Consider the following 20,633-nt stretch of genomic DNA (forward strand, 5'->3'; position numbering starts at 1 on the left):
ATTGAGGCTGGGGACAGAATATACTTTTTCCTTTACCTCTTCTTTCCTTATTTAACTATGTTTTTGGCCTAATCACGAAAACTCTGATGTTTAGCTTCATTAAATACTCAAATCCCCGATTTCTATGAAAAGTCAGGGATCTATATCACTTTTTCACTTCTTTACTAAAATATAAGCATTTGTATATTCAGGTAATTTATGAATGTACTGCTGAAAATCTTTTTCACTCGCAAAAGTTCCCGCTAAAAAATCAAGTTGATAAAGGTTTGGTAAAAATGCTCCACCTGTATCCGCAATTACGCCCATTTTTAACCGTTTTTTCCCACTCTGATTATCTTCAATCACAATTATTCTCCCTAAACCAATATTCAGAACATCTCCAGCAAATGTTACTCCTGGTTTAATGGATATTTTGGCTTCTATTTTATATCCATAGCCTTTAATTGCATCAACTTCTTTAAAATACCAGTACCGCTTTTGTGAAGTTGCTTTTACTCCCCGAATATAAGACATTCCGTTATTTTTATCTACATTTAAAAATTCTTTAGTTCCATCAGTAAAATTAACTAATACTGTTCCCTGCATTAGTGCTGCTTCTAAACCATTTCTGGTTAAATAAGCAATAGGTTTAACTTTACCAAATTCTTTACCTCCTGGTTCATAAATACCTGACAAAACATCTTGTTTTGTATAATTAGTGTAAAATTTATCCTGGCTTAATTCTTCTTTAAGAGCATAAATTGGTGTATTATATTCAGAGGTTTTTTCTCGAGAACCAGGATGGATAAAAGCCGCATATTTTGTAATTCTTAATTGTTTCTGCTGAGGATTTTCTGGGTTATGCGCTGACCATTTAATCACGCGAAAATTGGCGTTAATAAAATTTGGATCTTGTAACCTAGTTGTGTGATTGTTAGCAATATCTTCTTCTAAAACTGTGATCATGAAATCTAATGTTTTCAGAATATCTTTAACGGTAACTCCTTGAGTTATTAATATTCCCGTTCTTTGAATATCTGGATCTTCTGAACTATATTTCTCAAAATATTCTCTGGTATTTGTGAGTACGGATAATAAATCACCCTGATGAAAATTTATTTGATTATTTGGTAATTTTACCGTCGTTAATACCTGATTAGAATTTATACTATATTGATATTTTTGCCATTCATTGATAACTGAATACAATATAGATTTATTAGATGGTTTTTGAGTCAATAAATTATTAGATAATCCTACAATTGGAGAATCTACTATTGGGGACAATGATAAATTTTCTGTAGTCTGTTGTTTTTGAATTGGCTGTTTATTCATGAAACCAACTACCAATAAAGTGGTAATAAATGCTGTAATTTTGAATTTTTGATTGAATAAGATCCGCATAATTTATCAAGATAAACAATGATTACCCTCTATTCTAACATTGTTCCCTGTTATGGGTTAAGTATTCTCAACCGTCGTAATAATCTAGTCAGTGGTGGTTCGGGTTTGAGTTTAAAGGCTAGAATTTGAGTCTGCTGTAACCCTCTGAAGTTATTATCGCTGATCAGAATTAGTGATTGTTCTCCGTTGGGTAATTTTGCTCCCAGGGTTAACCCTTCAATATTATCTAATGGTACATCTAATCTCCGTAAATCTAATAATAGTTCTTTCTCTACTGGTTTAATTTCAGAGGTGTCAACTTTTGCAATGCTCTCGAAATTACGAATATCCGTAGCCTTGTTTAAGGAAATCTGAAATAAGAAAACTGTAAATCCGAAACCTGTAAAACTTCTTTCTATACTGATAAAATGTCCTTGATTATCAAGTGCTAATAAATCTGATAAACCACTAGCAAATTTACGAGTGGGATTAAAGAAAGGTTTGACGGGTTGCGTCTGGTAGAGAAATTCCCGTTCTGGCTGCTTGGTTAAGAGGTTATATTCTAAAATCCGACAAGAAGTACCAATACCGCTTTTAGCTTCCTTACCATCTTGAATTAAAGCGTTTTCAGTCGCTGTAAACAGAAATTTTTCATCAGGTGTTATGGTGAGACTCTCAAAACCTAAGTTACTGCGGATACCTTTTTTCTTTTGTGGATCTGGTAAAAATTTATCTGGTATGGGTAGGGTACTAATTGTTTGTCCAGACGCCAGGGAAAATTCATCAATAAAGGGATTTACTTGATTGTATATATTTCCTTCAGAAGCGACAAATATAGTATTTTTGCTAGTGAATGCAATTCCTTCCGTATCACTAGTGTCTGGTAAGAATGGTTGGTTATTTTTATTTAATAATTTTGTTACATTTACGGGAGTAACGCCATTATCAGTTAATTTACCTTCGCTAAGGTCAATTTTAAATGTATAAAAACGAGGAGGTGCTTTTCTTCCTGTATCATCGGAAATTACGTAATATAAATTATTTTTAGCATCATAAGTAATTCCCGATAAACCACCAATTTCAGTTTTTTGGAAAGATAAGCCTGTGGGTAGGGTGGCTTCTCCAATAAATTCTACACTACTGACGATTAAAGAGGGAGAGGGGAAATGACTAAAGAAAGAACCGATAAGAATGATCACGAGGAACAGTTTCTGGGGCTTGGGGAGACGTATCATAAACATAAAATAATAGAAGTAAAATTTTTTATAGGTTTATTACCACATTACCACAATCACCTGGAAAAAAAACTAACTAGCCAATCTTTGACGGTACGGGTGGCGCGACAGTCATCTTCATTGTACTCTTGAATTATTGATAATAACGTGCGATCGCCTGTTTCTAACCACTGATCATACCAATAAATACATTTAGCTCCATTAGCTTCCTGTTCACGCCATTCAAAACCTAACCAACGAGCGATAGTTTTTAACGCGTAACTATCTATTGGCAAAACTAAGCTTTGAGTTAATTGTTCATATATGTCAATAAACCGATTGAGGACGGGACGGATTTCGCTATAGGGTGTATGGTAAAGTTTCCCAAGGCGTTGAACTGTATCCACTTCATAAGCACAAAAATGATAAATTGGTGCTTGCGGATATTGACTGACTAAAGCTAAAAATTGCTGCCAAATTAATTGTTCTTGATCTGGTGTTTCGGCTAAAAAGGAGTAAAATCGTTCAGTGTTGGCAATTCTATCCACAACTAAAACACCTAAAAGATAATTTAAATTTAAATCTGGCTGGGCTTCAATATCAAAATAAAGTTCAATGGGGGCTACAAAAGTCAGATATTCTGGAGAACAAGGATCAGGAAGGGTTAAAGGTTGTTTAGTTAACACAGATTGGGCTTGAATAACTAATTTACCAGCTATATTACTATCAAACCCTGTCAGGTTTTCTAAGGTGCTGGGCTGGGTACAAGCAAGTGCTTCTAAACTGGTAATATCCAGATTTTGTAGTTGTGTGTAGCGAATAGGTGTTACACCTGGTAATAAAGAAAGGTGTTGTTGAGCTTGAGCGATTCCATAACAGTGATTGTACCAATGACAAAGGTTACATTTTTGCCGGGAAATAAAAACTTCCGGCGGATTTACAGAATCAATTACTTGAGTATATTCAGTGAGAATATCCAACATTTGTGGTATCCATTTATCTAAATCCACCAAATGTGTTTTGTCTTTATTTCGCAATATCAACCCTGCTTTCTCCAAAATTATACCCTGAACCGTGGCTAAAACTTGGGCATGAAAAGCAATCACTACTTGATATTCCTGTTTAGGACGTTTACCCAATTCAATATTTACCGGCACATAGTTCCAGTTTCCAAACCGAGACTTTCCCGGCTGTTTGACAAGTAAATCCGGGCGACTAAGTAAGGTGTATTTTTCATTGTAAGTGGTTAATAGTACACCATGATGAATATAACTTACACCTCGCTGCATTAATTCTACGGTAGCCGCTGCTCCCGCTTGCCAATTTCCTGAAGGATAATCAGGCTCATAGTAACTTAATTTTGTGACTATTCGCTGATGATTCAGGTTTTTGTCTTGTTGTAACTTTAATACCAACTCATTGCGAATATCTCGCTGATGATAATCACCGTGAGTGTCTAAAAAAGAACGTCGCTGACAGCGTTGAAATTGTAGTAAAAGTTGAGCATTAATTAACATCCTTTTAAATTAACAATAATTTAGAGGATATGGAAGTACCTGTAACCGCAAAATTAATTATATTTTTCATGATCCAAGGGAGTGGCTAATGGATAAACTGGAGAATTGATCAATATGTAACAATATGTAAATTTATGATCTATCTCCTGATAAATTATGGTATCATGAAGACTGTATGCGGGTGTAATTCAGTGGTAGAATGTCATCTTCCCATGGTGAACGTCGTGGGTTCGAGTCCCATCGCCCGCTTTTAATAATTACAGCAGATTTGATCAGATAAAAAGTATTAGAATACTGAGGCCTTGGTGAATAAAAGGATGAATTTACCTCACACAAAGGCGCAGAGGCGCAAAGAGTAAGAATTTGAGAAGGGGAATTTTTGATTTTCGCAACTAATTCAGGCGTTGCTGAATTGGGGTATGAAATTGAAAAATCAAAAAAATGAAACTCTTACCCTCTGAGACTGGAGCGCCTCTGCGTGAAATAAAATCATACTCTTAATCAGCAACGCCCTAATTCAATAATGCTAGAAACAGAAACCGAATATCTCATAGTGTTAAAACATCCTCTTATTTCCTCTTATTTCTCTGATTTCATTGTTGCCATTTTTCTATATTTTCGATTATAAGATGCAATACCAAGCTTAAAAGCTTACTGAATAGGCTTTTGATGATTTATTAGTATTTATTTACTAGTAAAGAGGTAGAATTTAGTATTACCAATTAGTGGCATCAAATGGGTAGAATATGACAACAGTATTATAAAGTAGGTATAGCCAGCACGTGAAGATATTCGTATATCACACCCCCGAATTGACCCCCATTGATACAGTACCAGAATGCGCGATCGCTGTTGATGTTCTGCGGGCAACTAGCACAATGGCAACAGTTTTAGCCGCTGGAGGTGAAGCTGTGCAGGTTTTCAGCGATTTAAATAAACTCATGACGGTGAGTGAAGCATGGCCTCCAGAAAAACGATTAAGAGCCGGAGAACGGGGTGGTGCTAAAGTGGCTGGTTTTGACTTAGGTAACTCACCCTTGGATTGTACAGCAGATTTAGTGGCGGGACGACGGTTATTTATTAGTACCACGAATGGTACAAGGGCTTTACAAAGGATAGAGAACGCCCCCATTGTTCTTGCAGCGGCTTTGATTAATCGGGCAGCGGTGGTGAAGTTTCTCTTGGAAAAGCAACCGGAAACAGTTTGGATTGTTGGTTCTGGTTGGGAGGGTAGTTATTCTCTAGAGGATACAGTATGTGCTGGTGCGATCGCTCATAGTATTTGGCAAAAAACTAATTCTTCCCTGGAGGAAATCAGTGGTAATGATGAATTGATTGGTGCAATCGGTCTTTATTCCCAATGGCAAAATGACTTATTAGGACTACTACATCAAGCTAGTCATGGTCAACGATTATTGCGTTTGGAATGTTTAGAAGACCTGAAATATTGTTCCCAAACCGACATTTTAGATGTTTTGCCAATTCAGCAAGAACCAGGTGTTTTAAAAAGTTGGAATCAGTAACCGAAAAATTATTTTTTCTCAAGAATTAATTGATCTGAATTGGGATTTACAAGATTTGAGAATGTCCGGGATTTGATTTAATTATCTATATTTTTTCATCCTGATCATTCTGAAATCCTGGATATCCTGATTCAGACATTTTTATCTATGATATTACTGAATAGTTGACAGCGGTACACCTAACCAACCGACAAAGTTCTCCATTTCCCTAGAAGAGGGATTTTCCACAGATTTAAGTTGATATTTACCAGGAATTGGTGCTGCTAGGGTGATAGAATAAGTCCGCAATTCATCTTGATGGAAAACAGTAACTTGGATCAAATCATTTGCTTGATAATCCTTCAATCGTGCATTTAACTGATTTCCTACCTTAATTCCATCAATAGCTAATAATTCATCTCCCGGATCAATTCCTGCTTTTTGTGCTGGTGAATCTGCTTCCACAAATTTAATTATTTCTCGACCATTTTCGCTATTTATCCTCACACCTAAATAAGGTTCTTCGTTCTTTTCTTCTACTAATTGTAAACCAAAATGTGGCAAATATTGATTAAATGGTAAATCTTCGAGTCCATGAAGATAACGTTTAAAGAAATCTCCTAAATCCATACCTGCTACAGATTCAATTACCTCCTCTAATTGTTCAGGAGTATAACCAATTTCTGCCTTGCCAAATTGCTGCCACATTTGCCGCATGACATCATCTAAAGAACGTTTATTTTCATGATTAACGCGAATTAATAAATCTAACAAAAGTGATACCATTTCCCCTTTTAAATAATAGGAGATTTGGGAATTACCACTATTAGCATCTGGACGATAAAGTTTAATCCAAGCGTCAAAACTTGACTCCGATAAAGGTTGTACTTTGCGACCGGGAGTCATTAAATATCTGGTAATTTCCTTACTCAAATAGTTTAAATATGTCTGAGTATTATAAATACCTGCCCGTAAAGGAATAATTAAATCATAATAACTGGTTGTTCCCTCACAAAACCATAAAGATGGTGTATAGTTTTCCTGATCATAATCGAATATTTCTAAACCTTGGGGACGAATTCTTTTCACATTCCATAAATGAAAAAATTCATGGGCAACTAATTGTAAAAACGGCTCATATTTATCTGGAGTCTGAAATCCAAATCTTTGATAAATTAAAGAACAAGAATTTTTATGTTCTAAACCACCAAAAGCTTGCTGAAATAAATGCAGTAAAAACACATATCTATCATAAGGTAAACCACCAAACATTTGTGCTTCTACTTCAATGATTTTTTGGAAATCATTAATCATTGTTTGTGGTTGAAAATTACCTTTTCCCCAAATTGCTAACTCATGGGGTTTATCCAAAACCTCAAACTTATATAATTGATGACAACCAATTTCAAAAGGACTATCAACTAAAGTATCAAAATCTGCGGCTAAGAAAGTATTTTTTGTTTCTGAAACAGTTGGTAAAGCAGTGGTTATTTGCCATTGGGGGTGAGGGGGAATCACAGTTATTTTTAAGGGTAAATTCTCCCAATTAGGGAGTCTGAAAAACAGTGCTGCACCATTAAAATAACCGTGAGTGGCATCTAAATGATTTGTTCTTACTGATAGTTCATTGGCGAAAATACGATAAGATATAGTTACCTGAGAAATATCACCTTTTTCTACTTGCCAATGATTTTTACTAACTTTTCGCCAGGGTAAATTTTCAGTATTAGCAAAAGCGGTAAAATCTTGTAAATTTCTTTCATATTCCCGCACCAAATATGATCCAGGTGTCCACACTGGCATTTTTAAATCAAGAATTTCTGAAGGATAATTAATAATGTGTAATGTGACTTCAAACAGATGGATTTCTGGTTGGGACATTGCCACTAAATAATGAATTTGGGGAGATATTTCTGGAAGTTGAGCATTTAAACGTAGTGCGCTTGGTTTAGTCATCTTGTTTCAGGAATAAAATTGTCAACATACACCAAAAGATTTTTAACTCTGTTTCCTATTCTCTATTTCTTGGTGGGGGTAATTCATGAATTACCCCCACTGTTTTGTATAAGTTCTGTAATTCATGATTACGCGTATGAATTAGATAAAATGAGTATTATTTCTCTTTAGCAGGTTTGAGAGAAAATAACATCTCCATTTCAGTCTTTGATTTACTAGGGCTATTCACAGTCACACCAACGCCACGCATAGAAGTTAAGATAGCAGTAGCATCTGGAGTTAGGGGTTGACTTTGGGCGGATAAATGCTCAATTATGGCGGTGGTTTTGTCCATATCTAAATAGAAATAACCACCATTGGGTTTTTGCAAAGAACCCGTAACAGTTTTAAAGGTATCAGTCTGATCAAGTGCTGTACCTTGACGATTTGCTAGAGTTTCCGCAATTGGTCCGCCAATAGCTAGAAATACAGTATCATTATCTAGCCAACCATGGGAAACAAGAGCGCCTTGTAGGGGAATTTGCCATTCTGTAATGTTTTTACCACCGATATTTTTTTGGGCAATATTGAGAGATTGTTGTTTAGCAAGATTATCAAGTTTAGTGAGAGTGGCTTCAGCAGTTTTGCGATCGCTTGTATCTAATACTAATGCACCTCCAAAACCGACATTAGCTAATAAACCTTGATTAGATTTTACAGCACCTAAGCCAAATTCTCCATTCATCCACCCAAAAATATCTTTATCTAAATCAATTTGTGCAGTTTTTAGTTGTGTCCGAGCTTGTTGGATTCCTTGATTTAATTCAGGATAATCTTGAGATTGTTGCACAAAAGTTTGCCAACTTTTACTAATACCTTGTCCACTAGCTAAAGCGAAGGTTTCACTAGGAAATTGTCCCACAATTTTTGCTGAAGTAGTTTGATATTCAAATTTATTCAGTTGGGGATCTAAATTCACAGTTGCTTTTAATCTCAGTCCTGCATCATCTACTCCCATACCTGCTACCAATGATTTCACCTGCTTAATTTGTGCCAGAGATTGGGGAGGTAATTGTTTAGACTGGGAATTTAATTTTTGTATCATGTTGGCATAATCAGGGACATAAATTTGAGCCAGACTATTTTTAACATCCACACCTTGGCTGAGAATATCGTATGCACCTTCCTTAGTTGCAAAGGAAGGTTCACCTTTATAGGTATCAATGGCTTTTTCTACAGTTTGTCTATTTACTGTTAACAGTAAGTGGTCATTATTCAAAACGGTTGTATATTTTGGTTGACCTTGACCTTTGGTTTCGATAATTTTTTCACCTTTATAGTCTGATTCCTTAGCTGTGATGTTTTTTTGATCTTTTAACTTATTAGCAAATTTCAGCGCAGCTATTTTGTCCTTAATACCTACTACTAATAAAATATTTGGTGCAGGGGGTGAGCCTAAGTTAATAGGAGGTGTCTTTTTTTCATCTGGTGGTAGTACCGCAATCATCACACCACCAACCCAAGGTTTGATATCTGCTTCGTAGGAGATATTACTATCATTCCATATTTGTTGGTTAAAAGCCTGTAACCTTTTTGTCAGTAATTTCTGTGCTTCAGGTGTACCGAATTGGTGCAACTTATTCCAGGCTTCAGGATTAGTGTCAATATAAGTTGCCATTAATGCGGTTTGTGGTACTAATTTAGCACTGCCTAAAGGGCTAGAGCTATCTGTATTACTCTTAAGATATATATAAGCTGCTATACCCCCTGCTAAGATTACAGCAGTACCAATTACAGGAATTAAAAACGATGATTTCTTGTCAGACATTGGTGAACTATCCTGATTTTATTGAAATTTGTGACAGATGATATGAAATACTAATGGGTGGCTGGAGATTCCTCCAATCCAGAACAGATGGAAATCAAGTATATTTTCAGATTTTTCTCAGTTTACTTAATGCCAGCAGATATGGTATATTGAGTATAAAAGAGTTAAACACACCCCGATCATAAACACAGTTTACAATCAAGTGGTAGAAAAACTTTAACTCATCGGTTTTCAAGCTTTAACCATTTTTTATGACTAATTTCCGTTAAATTAACCGTATTTACCGATAAAATCTGGAGTTTATGCTCACCAATAAATTGGAATTAGCTTTAAATAATACTCCTCTATGGTTAGAATTGAATCCGCAAATGATATCTTATTGCTTTAGCAACAACTCACATTCCTCTAGACGGTTCAGGACTATAAGGCTAGTAATAATCAATGTCGCAGTTTCATTTTGATATCGAAAAAACCGGACATAAACGGTTTGAGTTACCAGGAGCAAAACCACACTATAACCCTGACCGACCCGGACAGGTAGAACATATTTTTTTGGATCTGAGTTTGGATATCCCCAACCAAAGATGCTACGGAACTTGTAGTATTCGCTTATTACCGATTCGTAATGGTATTGATAGGTTAACTTTGGATGCTGTCAATCTCCAGATTAAATCGGTACAAGTGGATGAAGTTGAGCAAAATTTTGAATATGATGGGGAAAAGCTCTGTATTCACCTATCACAACCTACAAAAATCGGTCTTCGTCTGATAATTGCGATTAATTACTGTGCTGAAAAACCCCAGCGGGGAATTTACTTTATTCAACCAGACAAACACTACCCCGACAAACCCACCCAAGTCTGGACTCAAGGAGAAGACGAAGACTCTCGCTACTGGTTTCCTTGTTTCGACTACCCGGGACAGTTATCAACTTCAGAAATTCGCGTTTGTGTTCCTAAACCCCTAGTTGCTATCTCCAACGGGGAAATAATTGACATGGTAGAAGAAGGAAAACATAACAGCTACCATTGGTCACAACAACAAGTTCATCCTACTTACTTAATGACTTTGGCCGTTGGTGACTTTGCGGAAATTCGGGATGAGTGGCATAATAAACCCGTTACCTATTACGTCGAAAAGAGACGAATTGCAGACGCTCGACGCAGCATGGGTAAAACTCCCCAAATGATTGAGTTTTTAAGCGAAAAGTATGGTTATCCTTACCCTTTCCCCAAATATGCTCAAGTTTGTGTAGATGACTTTATTTTTGGAGGAATGGAAAATACTTCCACCACTCTATTAACTGACAGATGCTTACTAGACGAACGAGCCATATTAGACAACCGTAATACTGAAACTTTAGTCGTCCACGAACTCGCACACCAATGGTTTGGAGATTTGGTAGTCATTAAACATTGGTCTCACGCTTGGATTAAGGAAGGTATGGCTTCCTATTCCGAGGTAATGTGGACAGAACAGGAATATGGTCCCCAAGAAGCCGCATATTACCGCTTATCGGAAGCGCGAAGTTATTTCAATGAAGATAGCAGTCGCTACCGTAGGCCAATGGTAACTCATGTTTACCGAGAAGCCATCGAACTTTATGACCGCCATATTTATGAAAAAGGATCTTGTGTTTATCACATGATTCGGGCAGAATTAGGAGATGAGTTATTTTGGCCAGCTATCCAAACTTTTGTCCAGGACAATGCTCACCGCACGGTGGAAACTATAGATTTATTAAGAGCCATTGAAAAAGCCACTGGACGGAATTTGGCTTTCCTTTTTGATCAATATGTCTTTCGCGGTGGTCATCCTGACTTTAAACTAGCTTATTCCTGGGATAGTGATGCAAATTTGGCTAAGGTGACAGTCACCCAAACCCAAGCTAAAGCCGAAAGTAAGGATTTATTTAATCTCAAAATTCCTATTGGTTTTGGATATAAGGAAAATCCACAGCTAACAACTTTTACCGTGCGGGTACATGACAAAGAACAAAGTTTTTACTTTCCTTTAACAGAAAAACCCGATTTTATTAGTTTTGATGTGGGGAATAATTACTTAAAAACCGTTACTTTAGAATACCCAATTTCTGAATTGAAAGCCCAGTTAGAATTTGATCCCCACCCCATTTCTCGCATTTATGCAGCAGAAGCTTTAGCGAAAAAAGGCGGATTAGAAGCAACTCAAGCTCTATCCTCTGCTTTGAAAAATGATACATTCTGGGGTGTGCGTGTTGAAGCTGCTAAACAATTAGCAGAAATTAAACTAGATCAAGCCTTTGATGGTTTGCTAGTTGGCTTAAATGATCCTAGTCCATTTGTGCGTCGAGCCGTGATTAGTGCTTTATCACAAATAAAAACTCATAATAGCTATAAGGCTGTAAAGGGTTTTGTCCAGGATGGGGATGAGAGCTATTATGTAGAAGCTGCCGCTTGTAGAACTGTTGGGGCTATAGCAGCAGCGCATTTAGAAGATAAACCCCATGAAGATAAAGTAATTAAACTGCTAAAATCTGTATTAGAGGAAAGAGCGGGTTGGAATGAAGTAGTTCGTAGTGGAGCTATAGCTGGTTTAGCTGAATTTAAAGCCTCGGAAGCAGCTTTAAATTTAATACTAGAATACACAAAAATAGGTGTACCACAACCCTTACGGCTCTCCGCAATTCGCGCTGTCGGGAAAATTTCCACTGGCCAAACTCCTGCTAATATAGAAAGGATTTTAGATCGATTATCGGAAATCGCCAGGGAAACATTCTTTTTAACTCAGGTAGCAGTTTTGACAGCCTTGGGACAAATGGAAACCCCAAAAGCGATCGCCATTTTGCAATCTTTAGCGAATCAAACCGCAGATGGGCGTGTCCGTCGCTACGCTGAAGAAGAAATAGCCAAAGTGCAAAAGAATATTGGCACAGACAAAACCCTGAAGCAATTACGGGAGGAACTAGATCAAATCAAACAGCAAAATCAGGAATTGAAAAGCCGTTTGGAAAATCTAGAAGCCAAATCAAAGTAAATAAGCTGTTACCCAGCTAAATTCTACAATCCTGACGTGGCTAAATCTTGTGGTGCGGGCATCCTGCCCGCTATAATTATCGTTAGGTAGTTATTACTTCAAGTAGTGTAACTTTCTTTTTCTTAATCAGGATCACGAAAATGGCAAGGAATCAACTAAAATTCAATTTGACTCCTTGAGATTCCTAAATATATTACTTTATCTATGAATCAATCTAACTTTCCACGTGCCAATACTCTAAAATCTGCTTATAATGCTTGCACTTTAGAACCACTAGAACCTGCGGAAATTTCAAAATACTATGTTGATTTATCAGCAGTACGTAAATCTTCAGCCGTTGAGGGTGTAAGCACAACTTTAGACTTTCAAGAATCTGGAGATTATACCACTATTTTATTTACTGGACATCGAGGTTCAGGCAAAAGTACAGAATTAAAAAAGATTCAAAGTCAATGGGAACAAAACTATCATGTAATTTATTTAGAAGTAAATGAAGAAACAGATATTAATGATGCTAACTATACAGATTTATATTTAATTGTCATCAAACAAGTTGAATTTACTTTGCGAAAATTAGGGTTAAAGTTTGATCAAAAATTATTAAATAGTTTTGAGAATTGGTTTAAGGAAATTACCGAAGAAAATGAAGAAAGTGTAGAAAAATCCGTTAGTGTAGAAGCAGAAGCCAGTTTAGAAGGTGGTGCGCCATTTATTGCAAAATTAATGGTGAAGTTATTGGCACAAATCAAAGGTTCTGATAAACAAAAAACGACAATTCGCCAAACTTTAGAAAAAGATATTTCTCGACTCAAGGCAGATATCAACCTATTGTTAGATGACGCTTCTAATAAATTGAGAAAAAAATATCCAAACTATAAGGGATTATTAATTATTTTTGATAACTTAGATCGCACTCCTCCTCAAGTTGCAAACCATTTGTTTTTTGATTACGCAACCCAACTACAAGAACTGCATTGTACAATTATTTATACAGTTCCTATTTCTGTTTTGTGTTCGCCGAAAAATCCCCTAGCATTGTTTAATGGTAATCCTCACACTGTGTCAATGGTGAATATATACCAATTTGAGCGAAATAGGCGTGATTTAAACTATAATCAAATTGGATTAGATGCCATAGCAAGTTTAATTGAAAAACGAGTAGATGTTGATGCTGTGTTTAATTCCCGTCAGGAATTGCTAGAATTAGCTCAAGCCAGTGGTGGTCATGTGCGTCAACTAATGCAAATGATGAGGTCAGCTTGTCTCACAGCAAGCACGAAGAAGCATCCTAAAATTTTAGCAGAAGATGTGACTTATGCTATCAAACAACAACAATTTAGTTTTGAAAGGTTTATTCCTGAAGAACATTATCCAGTGTTAGCGCAAGTTTATCTGAATAAAGATGTCAGTAAAGATGATAATGGACAGTTAATGCTGTTTAATACTTCTGTTTTAGAATACAATGGCGATAACCGATGGAATTATCCTAACCCAGTGGTGATGCAAAATGAATTATTCCGAAAAGCACTGGCAGAAATTACAACATGATTTTAACGCCGAATTGGGGCAATTTATCGCTCTAAATCAAGATATTTTGGCGGAATTATTGACATTTATAGATTTTTCGGAAAAGTTTACTTTGGGATTTATTGAGATTAATTTCCCTCCTCATGGAGAGTTATTAATTGAGGCATTAAAAACAAATTCCCCATGTGAGGAAATTCAATTTGTAATTCTCAAATTTGCTGATCCTAATTTGCGCTTTTTACGTGATGCTATTATTCAGGAATTAGCAAAAATTGAGAAAGAAGCAAATAAAAAGTTAATATTAATTATTCAAGGTTTAGAAAAATCTATTGGTGTGTTTGGTGAATATCCACCCTTTTTACAAGATTTGAATTTTGTCAGAGACGCTTATAAAAAAACCGTTCCTTATCCTATATTATTTATTTTACCAGATTACGCTATTAACCGTTTAGCTAAATTTGCCCCTGATTTTTGGGCGTGGCGTTCTGGTGTATTTAGATTCAAAACTTTAGAAAAAACTAGAGAAAAAGCGATTACTCAAACTTTAGAATCTCATATAAAAATTGATAGAGTAGAACCACAGGAAAAGCAAGAAAGAATTGAGATTTTACAAAGTTTATTAATGGAATATAAGCCTACTGGTGAGCAAACGAATGATGGTAATTTACGCAGGTATAGCAATATTTTATTAGAATTGGGAACAGCTTATATTAGTCAGCATCAACCGAAAACAGCGAGGGAATATTTAGCAGAAGCTTTGCAAAATGCGGAAAAATTAGCAGATGTTAATTTTAAACGTCAGGTTTTAAATAAAATTGGTGATACTTATAGTGAGGAAAGGCAGTTTGAAACAGCGATTGATTATTATCAACAGGGTTTAGATATTGCGCGGAAATTAAATAACCGTGATTATGAAGGTTATGCTTTGTTTAATTTAGGTAATGCTTATTTGAATTTACGGCAATTTTTAGAAGCTAGGAAATATTATCAACAGTGTTTAGCAATTTATCAAGAGTTAGATGATCATGATAACGAATCTCGAACCTACAACCAGTTGGGAATATTAGCCCAAGAAATGCGGGAATATGCCCAAGCACGGGACTATTATCAACAAGCTTTAGCTATCTTTATCGAATTTGGCGATCGCTTTTCTCAAGCCGCAACCTACCACAATTTGGGAATATTAGCCCAACAAATGCGAGAATATGCCCAAGCACGGGACTTTTATCAACAAGCTTTAGCTGTCTGTATCGAATTTGGCGATCGCTATTCTCAAGCTAGAATCTACCACCAATTGGGAAGAGTAGCCGAAGAAATGCGGGAATATGCCCAAGCACGGGACTTTTATCAACAAGCTTTAGCTATCTATATCGAATTTGGGGATAGATATTCTCAAGCCTCAACTTACCACAATTTGGGAATGGTAGCCCAAGAAATGCGAGAATATGCCCAAGCACGGGACTATTATCAACAAGCTTTAGCTATCAAAATCGAATTTGGCGATCGCTATGAACAAGCTGGTACATACCACAATTTGGGAATGGTAGCCCAAGAAATGCGAGAATATGCCCAAGCACGGGACTATTATCAACAAGCTTTAGCTATCAAAATCGAATTTGGGGATAGATATTCTCAAGCCTCAACTTACCACCAGTTAGGAATATTAGCCCAACAAATGCGAGAATATGCCCAAGCACGGGACTTTTATCAACAAGCTTTAGCTATCTGTATCGAATTTGGCGATCGCTATTCTCAAGCTAGAATCTACCACCAATTGGGAAGAGTAGCCGAAGAAATGCGGGAATATGCCCAAGCACGGGACTTTTATCAACAAGCTTTAGCTATCTATATCGAATTTGGGGATAGATATTCTCAAGCCTCAACTTACCACCAGTTAGGAATATTAGCCCAAGAAATGCGAGAATATGCCCAAGCACGGGACTTTTATCAAAAAGCTTTAGCTATCTATATCGAATTTGGCGATCGCTATTCTCAAGCCTTAACTTACCACTGTTTAGGCACACTTGCAGAGACACAGGAAGATTATACAGAAGCAAGGGTAAATTTACAAACAGCCTTAGAGATATTTGTTGAATATAAAGATGAATATTGGGGGAATATTGCGAGGGAGAATTTAGAGAGATTACCAGAGTGATGCTAAAAGATAGAGTTTTCAGATTCATTCAGACGCTATCTTTGTGGGATTAACAGCTATTATTTCCGAGTAACGAGCAAAATCCTTGGTGTTAAATGTCAGAATGTGAGTTATCCCATGAACAAGCATTGCAGCTACAAGTTTCGCATCATGCACATTGATACCAATAACAGAATGAGTAATAACAAGCCCTTCCCATTCTGAATAAACTGCTTCGGTGTCTAAAGCAAGATGAAAAATAGTTTTTAATCGTTTTATTTCTACTTCTGCTTCTATTGCTGTACGTCCTAATCCATTTCTCTCAATGGGACGAGTGTAAACATTCCAAAACTCAATTAAGTTTTGCGGGACGATATGTAATGTTTCTCCCTGGCCTAGCAATTTATTGATAGCATTGACAGCATCACTATTCATGGGATGAGATAAATCAACGCTACGTAATAATATATTTGTGTCTATAAGATAAGGCATTTAACCCCTGTCACCATAAATACTTTCGCGGCTGATTGCTTCATCAGAAAGGTTTGGGAAATTCAGATTTTTGTGACTCTCTACCCATGCTTGAAATGCAGCTATCTTTTGTTCTGGAGTAGCAGTTTCATCAACCTGAGTTTCTTGTTGCGGTTTTACCAATTGCGTTAGTATTCTATCTAAATATGGTTTAATTTCTTCAGGATTACGGTTAGTTATATCAACCAAAATTTGAGTGATTGTTTCCAAATCCTGTTTATGTGATTCTTGTAAAAAATGCAAAACGTCTGTATTCATAACTTGAGTTATTTGTGAATATTTTTACCTAACCTAAATTCCTAAACTTCCAGGACGGGGAAATCCCGCCTCTACATCATAAATTATTTGGCTGGGGGTAAAGTTCCACCACTAGCAGCCGGCGGTTCTGTGTAATCGCAAAAGATATTGACCCCTATTTTCAGGATATATAAAACTATCACAGTGGCGATCGCCGGATCAAGAGGTAAACCACTGGATGAAGCTAAACCCACTCAGAAAACTATCACACCAGTGAGTAAAGGAGAACTACTGGGATTTTTGGTATATTCTTTGATTTGACCACGAAACCCGTCATCACCACAAAGTTCATTTCGCAAGGCTTTGAGGGTGATTTGTAACGGTGACTTATCTCTCCCCATCATAGCTTGACCATTTTTTGCCTGCCATAAATCTTGAAAAGCCCTTTCCATGTCGCCATTGTGCCTTTCTAAATGATCCATTGCTTCGGGGTCCAGGGGTATAATCGGGCATTAATTCCCGCATAGCTTGGATTTCACTATTAGTGATTTGCATAACTAATTCAGATTTTTTACTGAGTGGTGACAAAATTAACTACATTATAGAAAAGGTTTAGTCATTAAGAAATGATAAAATGTCACCAATATACACAAAAAGTTTGTACTTTTATAAAGTATAATTAAGAAAAATATCAATATATCTAGCTCAAGAGGCTCAGTTAGTTAGCTACTGCTGCTAGATGCGGTTAAAGTTTTTTTCTCAAGAGAAAACTACCGTGATCCTGTACAAACAACTAAGTTAGCACGGGATCATGGCGACGGTGTAAAATTCCCAGTTGGAGAGGCAAATAAAGGCGTGGGTCAGTATCAATCTACTGAATTAAAACAGTATAATCCAGAAGCGATCGCTCGTTACTTTCGTTACCGTCCCTGGCTGGTTTGGGGACGACTACTGAGCATCATCTGGTCTTTTGCGGGATTTGTATTTAGTCTCAAGTGGGACGAATGGCAAGAACAAATCGAAGAAAATCAAGGACAAAGAGCTATTGAGTTAAGAAATTTACTCACCCGTTTAGGTCCGACATTTATTAAAGTTGGTCAAGCTCTCTCAACCCGTCCTGACTTAATCCGCAAAGACTTTTTAGCAGAACTAGTAAAGCTACAAGACCAGTTACCACCTTTTGATAATGCTCTAGCATATCAGATTATTGAAACAGAGTTAGATCGCTCCATTGGCGAGATTTTCCGCGATCTTTCCCCTCAGCCGGTAGCAGCGGCCAGTTTAGGTCAAGTCTACCACGGGTGCCTGGTCAGTGGAGAAGAAGTGGCTGTGAAGGTACAACGCCCCAATTTACGCCCCTTACTGACAAAAGACCTGTACCTCATGCGTTGGGTTGCCAGTTGGCTCGCACCCTGGCTACCACTGAATCTCGGTCACGATTTAACTTTAATTGTAGACGAGTTTGGCACAAAGTTATTTGAGGAAATTGATTACATCAATGAAGGGCGCAATGCGGAAAAGTTTGCCCATAATTTCCGTAATGACCCCCAAGTAAAAGTTCCAGGTATTTATTGGAATTATACCAGTAATCATGTTTTAACTCTGGAATGGATTAACGGCTTTAAACTCACAGACACTCAAAATATCCAAGCCGTAGGTTTAGACCCAGAAGCAATTATTCAAATAGGTGTAACTACTGGGTTACAACAACTATTAGAGCATGGTTTTTTTCATGCTGATCCTCATCCAGGTAATTTGTTCGCCATGTCCGATGGTCGCATGGCTTACATTGATTTTGGCATGATGGATCAATTGGAGGAAACAACCAAAGAAAGTTTAGTTGATGCCTTAGTGCATTTAGTAAACAAGGATTACGCCGATTTAGCAGCAGATTTTGTCAAATTGGGCTTTTTAACTGCAAATACCAATATTGCCCCCATTGTACCAGCATTGGAAGCCGTACTAGGAAACGCTATTGGTAAAAATGTCAATGACTTTAACTTCAAAACCATTACTGATGAGTTTTCGGAATTGATGTATGAATATCCTTTCCGTGTCCCGGCGAAATTTGCTTTAATTATTCGTTCTCTCGTGACACAAGAGGGTATTGCGCTAAGTCTCAACCCCAATTTCAAAATCGTAGAAGTTGGTTATCCTTACATAGCACGGCGGTTATTAACTGGAGAATCTCCCGCACTACGGCGGCGGCTATTGAATGTATTGTTTAAAGATGGTAAATTTCAATGGCAACGGTTAGAAAACCTGATTACCATTGCTCGTACTGATAGTCAATTTGATGTTTTACCAACAGCGCGAATGGGTCTGGAATTTATACTCTCAGAAGAAGGTAAATTCTTACGTCGTCAGTTGGTATTAGCCCTGACCGAAGATGACCGTTTACACACGGAAGAAGTCCAACGCTTATGGGATTTGGTCAAGGATGATTTACCACCAAATCGCTTACTAAATGTGGCAATTAGCCTGTTAACAGAGTTTTCCAAAGAAAGTGTAGCAGCTATTTTAGCAAAGTAATTTGTTACCAAATAAAAACGAATTTTAATAACAACCAGGAGTTTTCATGTACTATTACCCTTTACAACCGCCCTACTTTTTACTATTAGTTGGTTTTCTCACGGCTTTAACTTCTGGTCTGGCTCTATCTGGGACATTAAAAGTAATTGTCCAGCAATGGCCTGATGATAAGTCTACTCAAGAAAATACTAATACTCGTTCTTTTTATAAACAATTATTAGTCCCATTTATTGGTATTACAAGTGGTGTTTGTTTATTTCTTGCTTGCGGTTTAGAGATATTCGGTTTTCCCTCTGAACTGGCTTTGGGTGTGGGTTTACCAATAAGTTTGTTAACTTGTGTATTTCTTTGGTGGCAATTAGGAGGTTTGCTAGATTATGTGAAAAGTCAAGGCATGCAATCTCTAGATTTAGATTCTTGGTCTTAATAGATGTTTGAAAAGTCATCAAATGTATAAATAAAACCCTTTTGTAAACCTCTCCTGGCTTAGAGGAGAGACCTTTAAATACCCTCTTTTCTCTTAGTCAAGGGGGTTAGGGGGTTTTATTTATGTAGACGCGGTTTCTAACCGCCAAAACTTCTCAGTTCATTCAATGAAAATACTTCCAAAACGATAACCTTTCCCATAAACAGTATAAATAAGTTGAGTTTTATTCCCTACTTCTACCTTACGACGCAACAGACGAATTAAAGCGGGAACAACATTACTATTAGGTTGTTCCTCATGTTGCCATAAATGCTGTAAAATTTGGGCATGAGTTAATAATTGTCCAGTGTTTTCCATAAAGTATTGTAATAACTGACTTTCTTTTTGCGAGAGTTCAATCATTCTTCCGTGACGATAAGCTATTTGATTTTGGATATCAAGTTCTAAATCTCCTACAATTAATTTTCCCGTTATATTGCTATGAGATTCTGTACCACCACGACGCAATAAAGCCCGAACTCTTGCTAGTAATTCCCGCAATTCAAAAGGTTTTACCAAATAATCATCAGCACCCGCGTCTAAACCTTGAACTCTATCATCAAGAGTATCTTTGGCCGTCAGAAATAACACAGGAGTTGTTTTACCTTGAGAACGTAATTCCTGGCAAATCTCCAACCCCGTTTTTCCTGGTAACATCCAATCTAAAATCAGTAGATCATAACTGCCTATTTTTGTCAAATTGCTGCCACTGATGCCATCATAAGTAGTATCAACACTGTAACCTTCACGGGTTAAAAGACGACTTAAAGGGTCAGTTAGTTCAATTTCATCATCAACTAATAAAATTTTCATTTTGTTGGTAATGGACAATA

General features: G+C 36.8%; 14 protein-coding genes, 1 tRNA gene and 1 pseudogene. 7 read left to right on the plus strand and 9 right to left on the minus strand.

Going from position 1 to position 20,633, the window contains the following annotated elements; all coding sequences use genetic code 11:
* Positions 1 to 153 precede the first annotated feature (153 nt).
* Genes H6F62_RS00625 through H6F62_RS00635 form a run of 3 tightly spaced genes read right to left on the minus strand, consistent with a single transcriptional unit; the run spans position 154 to position 4,093 of the window.
* Entirely contained in the window at positions 154 to 1,383 is a 1,230-nt protein-coding gene (locus H6F62_RS00625; protein ID WP_137906473.1) for a hypothetical protein, read from the minus strand.
* A gap of 50 nt (positions 1,384 to 1,433) precedes the next feature.
* Entirely contained in the window at positions 1,434 to 2,603 is a 1,170-nt protein-coding gene (locus H6F62_RS00630) for an esterase-like activity of phytase family protein (RefSeq protein ID WP_190371076.1), read from the minus strand.
* Between the two features lie 50 nt (positions 2,604 to 2,653).
* Complete coding sequence (locus H6F62_RS00635; RefSeq protein WP_137906475.1) at positions 2,654 to 4,093, minus strand: TM0106 family RecB-like putative nuclease; 1,440 nt, start codon at positions 4,091 to 4,093, stop codon at positions 2,654 to 2,656.
* A gap of 177 nt (positions 4,094 to 4,270) precedes the next feature.
* Between H6F62_RS00635 and H6F62_RS00640 the strand changes: the two genes are divergently transcribed.
* Together H6F62_RS00640 and H6F62_RS00645 are read left to right on the plus strand one after the other, a co-directional pair.
* Positions 4,271 to 4,342: transfer RNA gene (locus H6F62_RS00640), tRNA-Gly, on the plus strand.
* A 533-nt stretch (positions 4,343 to 4,875) separates the two neighbouring features.
* A complete protein-coding gene (locus H6F62_RS00645) occupies positions 4,876 to 5,616 on the plus strand; it encodes a 2-phosphosulfolactate phosphatase family protein (protein WP_137906476.1) in 741 nt (246 codons plus the stop codon).
* Between the two features lie 153 nt (positions 5,617 to 5,769).
* Here the strand turns inward: H6F62_RS00645 and H6F62_RS00650 are convergent, their stop codons facing one another.
* The gene (locus H6F62_RS00650; protein WP_190371077.1) at positions 5,770 to 7,551 is read right to left on the minus strand and encodes a M61 family metallopeptidase; all 1,782 of its coding nucleotides are present in this window, start codon (positions 7,549 to 7,551) and stop codon (positions 5,770 to 5,772) included.
* Between the two features lie 157 nt (positions 7,552 to 7,708).
* Entirely contained in the window at positions 7,709 to 9,358 is a 1,650-nt protein-coding gene (locus H6F62_RS00655; protein ID WP_137906478.1) for a DUF3352 domain-containing protein, read from the minus strand.
* A 441-nt stretch (positions 9,359 to 9,799) separates the two neighbouring features.
* Between H6F62_RS00655 and H6F62_RS00660 the strand changes: the two genes are divergently transcribed.
* The 3 genes from H6F62_RS00660 to H6F62_RS00670 all read left to right on the plus strand — a co-directional run bounded on the left by H6F62_RS00660 (position 9,800) and on the right by H6F62_RS00670 (position 16,055).
* Positions 9,800 to 12,373 (plus strand): M1 family metallopeptidase, encoded by a 2,574-nt coding sequence (locus tag H6F62_RS00660; RefSeq protein WP_190371078.1) that lies wholly within the window; start codon positions 9,800 to 9,802, stop codon positions 12,371 to 12,373.
* Between the two features lie 204 nt (positions 12,374 to 12,577).
* Positions 12,578 to 13,921: a P-loop NTPase fold protein gene (locus H6F62_RS00665; RefSeq protein WP_137906480.1), complete on the plus strand. Its 1,344-nt coding sequence runs from the start codon at positions 12,578 to 12,580 to the stop codon at positions 13,919 to 13,921.
* Positions 13,881 to 16,055 (plus strand): tetratricopeptide repeat protein, encoded by a 2,175-nt coding sequence (locus H6F62_RS00670; RefSeq protein WP_190371079.1) that lies wholly within the window; start codon positions 13,881 to 13,883, stop codon positions 16,053 to 16,055. Before H6F62_RS00665 ends, H6F62_RS00670 begins: the two co-directional genes overlap by 41 nt.
* Before the next feature lie 24 nt (positions 16,056 to 16,079).
* Here H6F62_RS00670 and H6F62_RS00675 read toward each other — a convergent pair whose 3' ends face one another.
* From H6F62_RS00675 to H6F62_RS00685, 3 genes and pseudogenes are all read right to left on the minus strand, one after another.
* On the minus strand, positions 16,080 to 16,526 hold the full coding sequence (locus H6F62_RS00675) for a type II toxin-antitoxin system VapC family toxin (protein ID WP_137906482.1): 447 nt from the start codon (positions 16,524 to 16,526) through the stop codon (positions 16,080 to 16,082).
* A complete protein-coding gene (locus tag H6F62_RS00680; protein WP_051347516.1) occupies positions 16,527 to 16,823 on the minus strand; it encodes a hypothetical protein in 297 nt (98 codons plus the stop codon).
* 83 nt (positions 16,824 to 16,906) lie between these two features.
* Positions 16,907 to 17,357: pseudogene (locus H6F62_RS00685) on the minus strand (hypothetical protein).
* A 300-nt stretch (positions 17,358 to 17,657) separates the two neighbouring features.
* On the opposite strand from H6F62_RS00685, the gene H6F62_RS00690 reads away from it, so the two are divergent.
* Together H6F62_RS00690 and H6F62_RS00695 are read left to right on the plus strand one after the other, a co-directional pair.
* Complete coding sequence (locus H6F62_RS00690) at positions 17,658 to 19,334, plus strand: AarF/UbiB family protein (RefSeq protein ID WP_190371080.1); 1,677 nt, start codon at positions 17,658 to 17,660, stop codon at positions 19,332 to 19,334.
* 46 nt (positions 19,335 to 19,380) lie between these two features.
* Complete coding sequence (locus H6F62_RS00695; protein ID WP_137906484.1) at positions 19,381 to 19,761, plus strand: hypothetical protein; 381 nt, start codon at positions 19,381 to 19,383, stop codon at positions 19,759 to 19,761.
* Between the two features lie 159 nt (positions 19,762 to 19,920).
* On the opposite strand, the gene rppA is transcribed toward H6F62_RS00695, so the two are convergent.
* Positions 19,921 to 20,613, minus strand: a complete 693-nt coding sequence (rppA, locus tag H6F62_RS00700) for a two-component system response regulator RppA (RefSeq protein WP_137906485.1) — start codon at positions 20,611 to 20,613, stop codon at positions 19,921 to 19,923.
* Positions 20,614 to 20,633: the final 20 nt, after the last annotated feature.

Source organism: Anabaena sp. FACHB-1391, assembly GCF_014696755.1.
GTDB lineage: Bacteria > Cyanobacteriota > Cyanobacteriia > Cyanobacteriales > Nostocaceae > Dolichospermum > Dolichospermum planctonicum.

Excerpts from the sequence above, each read along its gene's own strand:
- H6F62_RS00670 (WP_190371079.1), top strand. The coding sequence starts at position 13,881 with ATGAATTATTCCGAAAAGCACTGGCAGAAATTACAACATGATTTTAAC.
- H6F62_RS00665 (WP_137906480.1), top strand. The coding sequence starts at position 12,578 with ATGAATCAATCTAACTTTCCACGTGCCAATACTCTAAAATCTGCTTAT.
- H6F62_RS00675 (WP_137906482.1), bottom strand. The coding sequence starts at position 16,526 with ATGCCTTATCTTATAGACACAAATATATTATTACGTAGCGTTGATTTA.
- H6F62_RS00635 (WP_137906475.1), bottom strand. The coding sequence starts at position 4,093 with ATGTTAATTAATGCTCAACTTTTACTACAATTTCAACGCTGTCAGCGA.
- H6F62_RS00650 (WP_190371077.1), bottom strand. The coding sequence starts at position 7,551 with ATGACTAAACCAAGCGCACTACGTTTAAATGCTCAACTTCCAGAAATA.
- H6F62_RS00660 (WP_190371078.1), top strand. The coding sequence starts at position 9,800 with ATGTCGCAGTTTCATTTTGATATCGAAAAAACCGGACATAAACGGTTT.
- H6F62_RS00680 (WP_051347516.1), bottom strand. The coding sequence starts at position 16,823 with ATGAATACAGACGTTTTGCATTTTTTACAAGAATCACATAAACAGGAT.
- H6F62_RS00655 (WP_137906478.1), bottom strand. The coding sequence starts at position 9,358 with ATGTCTGACAAGAAATCATCGTTTTTAATTCCTGTAATTGGTACTGCT.
- rppA (WP_137906485.1), bottom strand. The coding sequence starts at position 20,613 with ATGAAAATTTTATTAGTTGATGATGAAATTGAACTAACTGACCCTTTA.
- H6F62_RS00695 (WP_137906484.1), top strand. The coding sequence starts at position 19,381 with ATGTACTATTACCCTTTACAACCGCCCTACTTTTTACTATTAGTTGGT.
- H6F62_RS00625 (WP_137906473.1), bottom strand. The coding sequence starts at position 1,383 with ATGCGGATCTTATTCAATCAAAAATTCAAAATTACAGCATTTATTACC.
- H6F62_RS00630 (WP_190371076.1), bottom strand. The coding sequence starts at position 2,603 with ATGTTTATGATACGTCTCCCCAAGCCCCAGAAACTGTTCCTCGTGATC.